Source organism: Anoxybacillus sp. LAT27, from assembly GCF_022030075.1.
GTDB classification, from domain to species: Bacteria; Bacillota; Bacilli; order Bacillales; family Anoxybacillaceae; genus Anoxybacillus; species Anoxybacillus kestanbolensis.
The window spans coordinates 149,632-161,621 of the sequence record NZ_JAIWYK010000421.1 but is presented as its reverse complement, the minus strand read 5'-3'; the positions used below and the strand labels follow the sequence as shown (position 1 = coordinate 161,621).

Here is an 11,990-nt window from a genome sequence, read left to right as displayed (position 1 = left end):
CATCCGATTTCCCCCTCCTATACCCTTATACCTATATATTAAAACAGCTTGTCGACTTTGTCGACAAGCTGAGCTGCTAGTTCATCTAGCAGCTTTTAATATGTGCGCACAGGTAAAATTAATTGGAGCATCGAATCGTCATGAAGCGGACGAATTAAAAATGGTCGCATTGCACCAGTAAAACTAATTTTAATTTCTGTCCCTTCTAACGCTTTTAGTGCATCCATCATATATTTTGCGCTGAAAGAAATTTTTAATTCTTCTCCCTCAACTTGTTCACACTGCACTTCTTCAACCACTTTTCCGATTTCAGGTGAGTTCGAAGAAATTTCAACGATTTTGTCGGCTAGTGTCGATAAACGAACAACGTTGTTTCTTCCTTCACGCGCTAATAAAGATGCACGGTCGATCGCTTGTAGAAACTCCTTCGTTTTTACAATCACATCTGTCTGACTGTCTGTTGGAATAAGTCGAGACGTATCCGGATAGTTCCCGTCTAATAAACGTGAGAAAAACAACAAATGTTTTGTTTTGAATAATATTTGATTTTCTGTCACGACAATGTGCACAAGTTCATTCGACTCTTCGAGGATTTTATTTAGTTCGTTCAAGCTCTTTCCCGGAATGACGATATTGAAGTACGCTTCTGATTCCGTTTCTACTTTTGCTTTTCTCATAGCTAGCCGATGGCTATCTGTTGCAATACACGTCAGTTCATTATTTTCAATTCGCCAGTTTACACCTGTCAAGATCGGCCGTGTTTCTGAAGTCGATACTGCGAATACAGTTTGACGAATTACATGTTTTAACAAATCAGCTGGAACTTTAAACATGTTTTCCTCTTGAATTTGTGGTAAGCGCGGATATTCCTCTGGATCCAATCCGTTTAAGTGAAATTCGGCTTTTCCGGAACGAATTGTTGTGACAAATTGATCTTTTACTTCGATTTGTACGGTTTCTTTCGGTAGTTTACGAACAATTTCGCTAAAAAATCGCGCTTGGAGAACTACGCTTCCTTGTTTAATGACGTCAACAATAATACGATCCTTTTCCTCCGCTGGAATAAACGATTCAATCGAAATATCTGAATCGCTCCCTGTCAATGTAACTCCTTGCTCAGAAGCGACAATTTTAATTCCAGTCAAAATAGGAATGGTCGTTCGGGATGATACAGCTTTCATAACATCTTGCACGCTTCTCACTAAGTGCTCGCGATCGATAATAACTTTCACAAAGAAAACCTCCCTAATTATTAATTATATTTTTTTAAAAAACTATTAATCATAGTAATAGGCGCTGTGATTATGTGGATAAGTGAGTAAAACAAAGGAAGCACAGACTATCCACATGTGGACAGACTGTGCACAAGCACAAAGTAGTTATTCACATTATTTCAGTTTCTCCATAATTTCTTTCAGCTGTTTTTGCAATTGAACGTCAGTCTGAATGAGAGCTGAAATTTTTTCATGGGCATGGATAACAGTCGTATGGTCACGCCCTCCAAATTCTTCACCAATTTTCGGGAGCGAACAGTCCGTCAGTTCGCGTGAAAGATACATTGCAATTTGTCTTGGAAAAGCAACAGATTTTGTCCGCTTTTTCGCCTTGAAATCTTCGAGTTTTACATTAAAATGCTCCCCGACAACGCGTTGAATATCTTGGATCGTAATAACTTTTGGTTTGGAGCTCGGAATAATATCTTTTAATGCTTCAGCTGCCAAATCTGCGTTAATTTCTTTATTAATTAAAGAAGAGTAAGCAACGACTCGAATGAGCGCCCCCTCTAATTCACGAATGTTCGAATCAATTTGATTAGCAATGTACAACATCACTTCGTTCGGTATGTCGAATCCTTCCGCTTTCGCTTTTTTGCGCAAAATAGCGATTCTTGTCTCTAAGTCAGGAGGGGTGATGTCTGTAATTAAGCCCCATTCAAAACGTGAACGAAGGCGGTCTTCTAACGTCGGAATTTCTTTTGGAGGTCGGTCACTCGATATAACAATTTGCTTACTTTCCTCGTGAAGCGTGTTAAATGTATGGAAAAACTCTTCTTGTGTTTGTTCTTTCCCAGCTAAAAACTGAATATCATCTATTAGTAACACGTCCACATTGCGATATTTGTTACGAAAATCATCCGGACGGTTGTCACGAATGGCATTAATAAATTCGTTTGTAAACTTTTCAGAAGATAGATAAACGACTTTCGCTGATGGGTTGTGTTCAAGAACGTAATGACCGATTGCGTGCATGAGGTGCGTCTTGCCTAGGCCTACACCACCATAAATGAAAAGGGGGTTGTATGCTTTGGCCGGTGCTTCTGCCACAGCTAAAGAGGCAGCATGAGCAAAGCGATTTCCAGATCCAATGACAAAAGTATCAAACGTATACTTCGGATTGAGCATGCTTTGTGGAAATTCTGTTTGTTCGTCATCGTGTTTGCGCGGTTTGCTTGTCGGCTTTAGATCGAATTCTTCCGTTGTTTGATGATTAGGGATGGTACATTTAATCTTTAATTCTTCTCCGGTAATGTCATAAAGTGTTTGTTCGATCAGCCGGGTATAGCGAGATTCGAGCCAGTCTTTTGTAAATTCGTTTGGGACGGTAATAATAAGGATATCGCCCTTTAACGAATGTGCAGTCGTTGATTTTAACCATGTTTCAAAACTCGGTTTGCTAATTTTTTTCTCAATTTCGGCCAATGCTTTATTCCATAAGTCCGAAATATTTTCCACGCCGCTCTCCCTCCTTCTCCGCGCGGGTGTTTAACTTTTGTATAACTTTGTCTATAAAAAAATTTTTTTCGACAGTTTTCACCGATTGTGGACAAATATTTACACAGGATGTGGATGGGACTGTCCACACATTATCCACATTTTGTGGATAAAGAAAAAAATGCACACCATTATCCAGAGTAAAAACAACAATATAATAGCAGATAAATACATATGTTGCAACGGTTTTTAAAAATTATCCACAAAATAAAAAAGTTGTGAAAAAAATTTATCCACAAGGTTATAAGATGTGAAAAACTTGTCGATAAATGTTGTGGATACAGAAAAAGCGACAAAAAAATTATCCACATCCATAATCACAATATATTCAAAAAAAGATACTCCCGGAGTAGTTGACATTTCTCTAAATTTCTCACTATAATTAGAAAGACTGTCTTTTAACAGTTATTCCTCAGGGAGGTGTCATATATGAAAAGAACGTATCAGCCAAACAAACGGAAGCGCAGCAAAGTACACGGTTTCCGTGCGCGTATGAGCACAAAGAACGGAAGAAAAGTTCTTGCTCGCCGCCGTCGTAAAGGAAGAAAAGTATTATCTGCATAGGCCACTGAACGATCAGTGGTCTTTTTTCTAACGGGAGTGACAATTGAGGTGTGATGAAAGCACATGAAAAAAAAATATCGCATAAAAAAGAATGAAGAATTTCAAGAAGTATTTAAAAAAGGAACATCGATGGCGAATCGGCAGTTTGTTTTGTATGTTCTCGATAAACCAGAGCAACCGTATTTTCGCATCGGGTTGTCCGTTAGCAAGAAAATAGGGAAAGCGGTCGTTCGGAATCGTGTGAAACGATATATTCGCCAAGTGTTTCACGAAGAGCGCGATCGAATTGAGATAGGGAAAGACTATGTTATTATTGCGCGAATGCCGGTAGCTACGATGGAGTATGAAGAGACGAAAAAAAGCTTATTGCACGTTTTAAGACGAGCAAACGTTTTTCATTAAATGTTTGCTCGACCGATATGCTAAAATATTTCATGGAATGTATAAAGTAAGGGGGAAAAAACGAGTGAAAAAAAGGCAGGTCGCATGGCTGTTTTTACTTCTTGCTGTTGTATTAGCAGGATGTTCGGAAATTAACCAACCTATTACGGCGGAGAGTAAGGGATTTTGGAACGAATATATCGTTTATCCGCTATCCTGGTTAATTACATACACGTCTGAGTTATTTGGTTCTAATTACGGTTTAGGTATTATCGTCGTTACGATTTTGATTCGTTTAGCTATTTTGCCGTTAATGATTCAACAAACGAGAAATTCTAAGGCGATGCAAGCGTTGCAACCGGAATTACAAAAACTTCGCGAAAAATACAGTTCAAAAGACGCGCAAACGCAGCAAAAGCTCCAACAAGAAACGATGTTACTTTTCCAAAAACACGGTGTCAATCCGTTAGCTGGTTGTTTGCCGCTATTTATTCAAATGCCGATTTTAATCGGATTTTACCATGCTATTATGCGCACAGAAGAAATTGCACGCCATAATTTTTTATGGTTTGACTTAGGTGAAAAAGATCCGTTTTTCATCTTGCCACTTGTCGCAGGGGTCACAACATTTATTCAGCAAAAGATGATGATGGCTGGCACCGAGCAGCAAAATCCACAAATGGCGATGATGCTTTGGTTAATGCCAATTATGGTCGTTGTTTTTGCGATCAACTTCCCAGCAGCACTTTCGCTTTATTGGGTAGTTGGAAACTTGTTTATGATTGCACAGACGTATTTCATTAAAGGACCAGACTTAAAGGCAACGAAACAAGCTGGGGGAACAGGAAAGTGAAACGAATCACGATGAGGGGCCAAACGGTAGAAGAGGCAGTGGACAAAGCGTTAGCGCAATTACATTTGTCGAAAGAAGCGGTCGATATTGTTGTTGTGCAACAAGAAAAAAAGCCGTTTCTTGGTTTGTTCGGTGGACAAGAAGCAATCGTGGAGATTGTGATCCGTCATCCGTTTGATTGTGTCAAATCGTTTTTAAAACATGTTATTGAGCAGATGGGTGTGCGTGTCCATCTCGCTTTCGAACAGAAAGATGAACATCTCGTCGTCTTGCTTTCAGGTCCAGAGGTTGCACGGGTGATTGGAAAGCATGGCCAAACGTTGAATGCGTTACAATTATTGGCGCAAGGAGTGTTAAATCGCTATACGGATCGTCCGCTTCGCGTTGTTATTGATGCGGAAGGATATCGAAAACGAAGAGAAGAAACACTTGTTCGTTTAGCGAAAAATATGGCGAAAAAAGCGATACAAACGGGGAAAGATATTTCGTTAGAACCGATGAGTGCATGGGAGCGAAAAGTCATTCATACGGCGCTAAGTGATGACGATAGAATACAGACGTTTTCAGCTGGGACGGAACCGCATCGTCATGTCGTTATTTCACTAAAAAGATAAACATTCTCTAGGGGAAGTCGTTCCTAGAGAATTTTTTTTGTAAATTCAAACGTAGTGTGTATGTTGTTATTCACATGTGGATAAGTTAAAATTTATTTGATTACCATTGTGAATAAAACACGAATGATATAGATGTGGATAATTTTGTTTTAAGAAAGAAGGTGAATAGCGTGGAATTCGATACAATTGCAGCGATCTCGACCCCGATGGGTGAAGGGGCGATTGCTATCGTCCGTTTAAGCGGGGATGAAGCGATAAAAATTGTTGATCAACTGTTTGTTGGTGTAGGGGGAAAGAAGCTAAAAGACGTCCCATCTCATACAATTCATTATGGACACATAGTACATCCGGAGACGAAAGAAACGATTGAAGAAGTGATGGTTACGGTAATGAAGGCTCCAAAGACATTTACGCGTGAAGATGTTGTTGAAATTAACTGCCACGGGGGGCTCGTTTCCGTCAATCGCGTTCTTCAACTCGTGTTAGCGTGTGGAGCTCGTCTAGCGCAACCTGGAGAATTTACAAAAAGAGCTTTTTTAAACGGACGTATTGATTTATCTCAAGCGGAAGCGGTCATTGATCTTATTCGTGCCAAAACAGATCGTGCCATGGCTGTTGCATTGAATCAAATGGAAGGTCGTTTATCGAAACTGATTCGTCGCTTGCGCCAAACGATTTTAGAAACGTTGGCACATGTCGAAGTAAATATTGACTATCCAGAATATGACGACGTCGAAGAAATGACGCATCGACTGTTGCTTGAGAAGGCAACGGAAGTGAAAAATGAAATTGAGCGGCTGTTACAAACGGCACAACAAGGAAAAGTGTTAAGAGACGGACTAGCGACAGTGATTATCGGTCGTCCGAACGTTGGAAAATCATCGTTGTTAAACAGTTTAGCTCATGAAAATCGAGCGATCGTGACGGATATTCCAGGCACAACACGTGATGTCATTGAGGAATATGTAAATGTTCGTGGTGTACCGCTCCGTTTGCTAGATACAGCGGGCATTCGTGAAACAGAAGACATTGTCGAACGTATTGGAGTCGAGCGGTCACGGAAAGTGTTAAAAGAAGCTGATTTAATTTTGCTCGTACTTAACTACAATGAGCCGTTAACAGTAGAAGATGAGCAGTTGTTTGAAGCGGTCAAAGGAATGGACGCCATTGTTGTTGTTAATAAAACAGACTTACCGAAGCGAATTGATATGGACCGAGTGAAGCAATTGGCGCAAGGGTTACCAATTATTACGACATCTCTTTTAGAGGAAAGAGGGATCGAGCAACTTGAAGAGGCGATTGCCTCATTGTTTTTCAGTGGAGATGTAGAGGCGCGCGATTTAACATATGTATCAAACTCGCGTCATATTGCATTGTTGACGCAAGCAAAAAAAGCGATAGAAGAAGCGATTCACGGCATCGAAGCGGGGATGCCGATCGACATCGTGCAAATTGATTTAACGAGAGCATGGGAATTGTTAGGTGAAATCGTTGGAGATACGGTGCACGAAAGTTTGATTGATCAATTGTTTGCACAATTTTGTTTAGGAAAATAAGGAGGGTGTTTATGCATTACGAGGCAGGATCTTATGATGTCATCGTCGTCGGTGCCGGTCATGCCGGATGTGAAGCGGCGCTTGCTGCTGCACGCATGGGAGCAAGTACGCTAGTGATTACGCTCAATCTCGATATGATCGCTTTTATGCCATGTAACCCATCAATCGGCGGACCTGCAAAAGGGATTGTCGTTCGGGAAATTGACGCATTGGGCGGAGAAATGGGGAAAAACATCGACAAAACGCATATTCAAATGCGAATGTTGAACACAGGAAAAGGACCTGCGGTGCGAGCGTTGCGTGCACAAGCAGATAAATTTTTATATCAACAAGAAATGAAAAAGACGTTAGAAAACCAAGAGAATTTAACGTTATTACAAGGAAAAGTAGAAAAATTAATCGTAGAAGACGGTGTATGTAGAGGTGTCATTACGCATACAGGTGCTCGCTATTATGCTAAAGCTGTCGTTATTACGACAGGAACGTTTTTACGCGGTGAAATTATTATTGGTGACATTAAATATTCAAGCGGTCCGAACAATCAACAGCCATCGATTAAACTTTCAGAGCATTTAGAGGAACTTGGTTTTGAATTAGTTCGCTTTAAAACAGGAACACCACCGCGTGTAAATAGCCATACGATTGATTACAGCAAAACAGAAATTCAGCCGGGAGATGACGTGCCACGAGCGTTCTCCTATGAGACGAAACAATACATTACCGACCAACTTCCTTGTTGGCTCACTTATACGACAGAAGAAACGCACCGAATCATCGATGAAAATTTACATTTGTCACCGATGTATTCAGGAATGATTAAAGGGACAGGCCCGCGTTATTGTCCATCAATTGAAGATAAAATCGTCCGTTTTCATGATAAACCACGTCATCAAATTTTCCTTGAACCAGAAGGAAGACATACGCAGGAAGTATATGTACAAGGTTTATCGACAAGTTTGCCGGAGCATATTCAACGTCAAATGTTAGCGACAATACCGGGGCTAGAGAAGGCACAGCTCATGCGTGCTGGTTATGCGATTGAGTATGATGCTATCGTTCCAACACAGCTATGGCCAACGTTAGAAACAAAAGTTGTTCAACGATTATATACAGCAGGCCAAATTAACGGGACATCTGGATATGAAGAAGCAGCTGGTCAAGGTCTTATTGCCGGCATTAATGCCGCTTGTAAAGCGCTTGGAAAAGAGGAGTTAATTTTAAGCCGCTCAGAAGCATATATTGGTGTTTTAATTGATGACCTTGTGACAAAAGGAACGAACGAGCCATATCGCTTGCTAACATCACGTGCAGAATATCGTCTTTTATTACGTCACGACAATGCCGATTTACGTTTAACGGAAATTGGCTATAAAATTGGTTTAATTTCACAAGAGCGATATGAGAAGTTTGTCGCAAAGAAAGAAGCGATCGAAGCGGAAAAGAAACGCTTAAAATCTTACATCATTAAGCCAACCCCACAAGTACAACAACTTATTCGAGATGTCGGGGGAAGCGAGTTAAAAGACGGCATTCGCGCAGCTGACTTGTTAAAACGTCCAGAAATGACGTACGAGCACATTCAAATGATTGCACCAGCGGAACAGCCAATTGATCCTGAAGTAGCAGAACAAGTAGAAATTCAAATTAAATACGAAGGATACATTGAAAAATCGCTACAACAAGTTGAAAAATTAAAGAAAATGGAAAATAAAAAAATTCCAGAAGACATTGATTACGATGCGATTACAGGATTGGCGACAGAGGCGCGTCAAAAACTAAAACAAGTTCGTCCGCTTTCCATTGCACAAGCGTCACGCATTTCGGGAGTCAATCCGGCAGACATTTCGATTTTATTAGTGTATTTAGAGCAGGGAAAAATCGCACGTGTGTCAAATGAATAAAGAGGGATGAATGATGGATGTAAAGGTATTTCAACAAATGTTAGAGGAGAAAGGAATTTCGCTTTCTCCTCAACAACTTACTCAATTCGAAACATATTATCAATTGCTCGTTGAATGGAACGAGAAAATGAATTTAACGGCGATCACAGACGAAGAAGGCGTGTACTTGAAGCATTTTTTTGATTCCATCACACCTGCTTTTTATTATGATTTTTCGCAATCATTATCTATTTGCGATGTTGGAGCAGGGGCTGGTTTTCCGAGTATACCGCTAAAAATTTGCTTTCCTCATCTACATGTATCAATTGTTGATTCATTACAAAAACGAATCACATTTCTGAATCATTTAGCGGCACAACTTGGGCTTGAAGGAGTAGCCTTTTATCATGATCGCGCCGAGACGTTTGGACAAAAAAGTGTACGTGAATCATTTGATGTCGTCATGGCTCGTGCTGTTGCTCGTTTATCTGTCTTAAGTGAGCTTTGTTTGCCACTTGTGAAAGTGGGAGGAACGTTTATTGCAATGAAAGGTGCATCAGCACAAGAAGAGCTTGAACAAGGAAAAACGGCTATTCGTGTGTTAGGTGGCGAAGTGGCGAAAGTCGAACAATTTTTATTGCCAATTGAAGAAAGTGAACGAGCAATCGTTTTTGTCGAGAAAAAAAGAAAAACACCGAAGAAATATCCACGCAAACCAGGGGTACCAAACAAGCTTCCGATTGAATGAATGTTTTGAGTTCTCAAAGGTGGTGTCAGGGGGAAATGAAGCATCCTTTTTCGCGATTTTTCAGCTTTGGTGAAAAAGAGCAAGAAGAAATTGTCATACCGAATGAAGAAATAAAACGAATCGCCATTTCACAAATTGTTCCAAACCGTTTTCAACCGCGAACCATTTTTGTTGAAGATAAAATTGACGAACTTGCTCAAACGATTCGCACGCATGGAATGATTCAACCGATTGTTGTTCGAGAATGCGAAGATGGAAAGTTCGAAATTATTGCCGGGGAACGAAGATGGCGGGCAGCACAAAAACTCGGTTGGACAGATATACCTGCCATTATTAAAAATTTAAATGATACGGAAACAGCCTCTGTCGCTTTAATTGAAAACCTACAGCGAGAAGAGCTAACTCCGATTGAAGAAGCGGTTGCTTATGCTCGTTTGCTAGAATTGCACAATTTAACGCAAGAAGCGTTAGCGCAACGGCTCGGAAAAGGACAATCAACGATCGCCAATAAACTTCGTTTATTAAAGTTGCCTCAAGAAGTGCAAGATGCATTGTTACAACGTCAAATTACAGAACGCCATGCGCGCGCTTTAATTGTTCTGAAAGATTACGACAAACAGTTAAAATTGCTTGAAGAGATTATTCAAAAGCAACTCAACGTGAAACAGACAGAAGATCGAGTCGCGAAAATGCTAGAAGAAAGCGACGATGAAAAGCGCCCGAAGCCGAAACGAAAATCGTTAAGCAAAGACATGCGCATCGCCGTCAATACGATTCGTCAGTCGTTGACGATGGTCGCTGATAGCGGTGTTGCGATCGATTCAGAAGAAGAAGAGTTTGAAGACTATTATCAAATTACCATCCGCATCCCGAAGAAACAAAAATAACACCTCATCCAAAATGACGATGAGGTTTTCTTTTTGTATATGAAAATATTGAAAAATTCGTGATACAATAAAAAAAGTATTATAAGTAAAGGATGGGGAGCATTGTGGGGAAAATTATTGCGATTGCCAACCAAAAAGGCGGTGTTGGCAAAACGACAACAGCGGTAAATTTATCGGCTTGTTTAGCCCATATGGGAAAAAAGACGTTACTTGTCGATGTCGACCCGCAAGGAAATGCGACAAGCGGGATTGGTGTGGAAAAACATGACATCGAACAATGTGCATACGACTTATTAGTTGAGGAAGTAGATGTACGCCAAGTCATTCGTCCGACTAACATCGAACGTTTGCACATCATTCCTGCCACAATCCAACTCGCGGGCGCTGAAATTGAACTTGTTCCAATTGTTTCGCGGGAAGTGCGCTTACAGAAAGCGTTAAACCCGATAAAAGATGTGTACGATTTTATTATTATTGATTGCCCGCCGTCGCTTGGACTGCTGACAATCAACGCTTTAACTTCAGCAGATACAGTATTGATCCCTGTTCAATGTGAATATTACGCATTGGAAGGACTGAGTCAACTATTAAATACAATTCGTCTCGTACAAAAACATTTAAATTCCAACTTACGCATTGAAGGTGTGTTGCTGACGATGTTTGATGCGCGTACAAATCTTGGTATTCAAGTCATTCAAGAAGTGAAAAAGTATTTTCGTGAAAAAGTGTATGAGACGATTATACCACGCAATGTTCGACTAAGTGAGGCGCCAAGCCACGGGAAGCCGATTATTTTGTACGATGCGAAATCACGGGGAGCGGAAGTATACGCGGATTTTGCGAAAGAGGTGATCGCGAATGGCTAAAGGGCTCGGGAAAGGCATACATGCGCTTTTTACGAATTTAGAAGCAGAAAAAGGGGAAACGGTTCAAGACATTGAAATTCAACAACTTCGTCCAAATCCATATCAACCGCGTAAAACGTTTCATGAACAAGCGCTAGAAGAATTAAAGCAATCCATTATGGAACATGGGATCATCCAGCCGCTTATCGTTCGCCAAACAATTAAGGGATATGAAATTGTCGTAGGTGAACGTCGCTTTCGAGCGGCACAACTAGCAGGATTAAAAACTGTCCCGGCCGTTGTACGTGAACTTTCGGATGAAAAAATGATGGAAATTGCCTTGCTTGAAAATTTACAGCGTGAAGACTTAAATCCGATTGAGGAAGCGACAGCATATCAATTATTGCTTACAAAATGCAAATTGACGCAGGAAGAGTTGGCGAAACGATTAGGGAAGAGCCGTCCACATATTGCCAACCATCTACGTCTTCTTTCACTTCCAAGTGATGTGCAACAAATGATTGAAGAAGGTACATTATCGATGGGGCACGGTCGAGCATTACTTGCATTAAAAAACAAACAAAAACTTTCAGCGGTTATTGAACGAGTTATTCAACAATCGCTCAATGTTCGCCAACTTGAGGCGCTTATTCAACAATTGAATGAAAATGTTCCACGTGAAACATTGAAAAAGAAAGAAGAGAAAAATATATTTTTAACGCAAAGCGAAGCGCTGTTACGCGAACGGTTAGGAACGTCAGTATCCATTAAAAAACATCGAAAAAAAGGGAAAATTGAAATCGAATTTTTCTCGGAAGAAGATTTGACACGTATTTTGCAGTTGCTAAATGCATACGATGAATCGATTGAAGAATGAATAGGATGTGACAT

At 40.5% G+C, this 11,990-nt stretch carries 12 protein-coding genes; 10 read left to right on the top strand and 2 right to left on the bottom strand.

Annotation, left to right across the window (positions count from 1 at the left end; translation table 11 throughout):
• Positions 1-95: 95 nt before the first annotated feature.
• Together dnaN and dnaA are read right to left on the bottom strand one after the other, a co-directional pair.
• Entirely contained in the window at positions 96-1,232 is a 1,137-nt protein-coding gene (gene dnaN, locus LD028_RS10905) for a DNA polymerase III subunit beta (RefSeq protein WP_012573778.1), read from the bottom strand.
• Between the two features lie 156 nt (positions 1,233-1,388).
• The gene (gene dnaA / locus LD028_RS10900; protein ID WP_006321150.1) at positions 1,389-2,732 is read right to left on the bottom strand and encodes a chromosomal replication initiator protein DnaA; all 1,344 of its coding nucleotides are present in this window, start codon (positions 2,730-2,732) and stop codon (positions 1,389-1,391) included.
• A 468-nt stretch (positions 2,733-3,200) separates the two neighbouring features.
• Here dnaA and rpmH point away from each other — a divergent pair, with 468 nt between their 5' ends.
• The 10 genes from rpmH to LD028_RS10850 all read left to right on the top strand — a co-directional run bounded on the left by rpmH (position 3,201) and on the right by LD028_RS10850 (position 11,976).
• Positions 3,201-3,335, top strand: a complete 135-nt coding sequence (gene rpmH, locus LD028_RS10895) for a 50S ribosomal protein L34 (protein ID WP_003397591.1) — start codon at positions 3,201-3,203, stop codon at positions 3,333-3,335.
• A gap of 63 nt (positions 3,336-3,398) precedes the next feature.
• Complete coding sequence (rnpA, locus tag LD028_RS10890; protein ID WP_144330101.1) at positions 3,399-3,737, top strand: ribonuclease P protein component; 339 nt, start codon at positions 3,399-3,401, stop codon at positions 3,735-3,737.
• Between the two features lie 64 nt (positions 3,738-3,801).
• Positions 3,802-4,569 (top strand): YidC family membrane integrase SpoIIIJ, encoded by a 768-nt coding sequence (spoIIIJ, locus tag LD028_RS10885; protein WP_237811826.1) that lies wholly within the window; start codon positions 3,802-3,804, stop codon positions 4,567-4,569.
• Positions 4,566-5,183: an RNA-binding cell elongation regulator Jag/EloR gene (jag, locus tag LD028_RS10880; RefSeq protein ID WP_077429085.1), complete on the top strand. Its 618-nt coding sequence runs from the start codon at positions 4,566-4,568 to the stop codon at positions 5,181-5,183. The genes spoIIIJ and jag overlap by 4 nt, the downstream gene beginning before the upstream one ends.
• A 170-nt stretch (positions 5,184-5,353) precedes the next feature.
• Positions 5,354-6,739: a tRNA uridine-5-carboxymethylaminomethyl(34) synthesis GTPase MnmE gene (gene mnmE / locus LD028_RS10875; RefSeq protein WP_237811825.1), complete on the top strand. Its 1,386-nt coding sequence runs from the start codon at positions 5,354-5,356 to the stop codon at positions 6,737-6,739.
• 11 nt (positions 6,740-6,750) lie between these two features.
• On the top strand, positions 6,751-8,640 hold the full coding sequence (gene mnmG / locus LD028_RS10870; RefSeq protein WP_077429086.1) for a tRNA uridine-5-carboxymethylaminomethyl(34) synthesis enzyme MnmG: 1,890 nt from the start codon (positions 6,751-6,753) through the stop codon (positions 8,638-8,640).
• A gap of 13 nt (positions 8,641-8,653) precedes the next feature.
• Positions 8,654-9,367, top strand: coding sequence for a 16S rRNA (guanine(527)-N(7))-methyltransferase RsmG (gene rsmG / locus LD028_RS10865; protein WP_004893258.1), 714 nt, complete (start codon positions 8,654-8,656; stop codon positions 9,365-9,367).
• A 35-nt stretch (positions 9,368-9,402) separates the two neighbouring features.
• Positions 9,403-10,254, top strand: a complete 852-nt coding sequence (gene noc, locus LD028_RS10860) for a nucleoid occlusion protein (protein WP_077429087.1) — start codon at positions 9,403-9,405, stop codon at positions 10,252-10,254.
• A 104-nt stretch (positions 10,255-10,358) separates the two neighbouring features.
• Positions 10,359-11,120, top strand: coding sequence for a ParA family protein (locus tag LD028_RS10855; protein ID WP_077429088.1), 762 nt, complete (start codon positions 10,359-10,361; stop codon positions 11,118-11,120).
• Positions 11,113-11,976, top strand: coding sequence for a ParB/RepB/Spo0J family partition protein (locus LD028_RS10850; protein WP_128999529.1), 864 nt, complete (start codon positions 11,113-11,115; stop codon positions 11,974-11,976). The genes LD028_RS10855 and LD028_RS10850 overlap by 8 nt, the downstream gene beginning before the upstream one ends.
• The last annotated feature ends 14 nt before the right edge of the window (positions 11,977-11,990 follow it).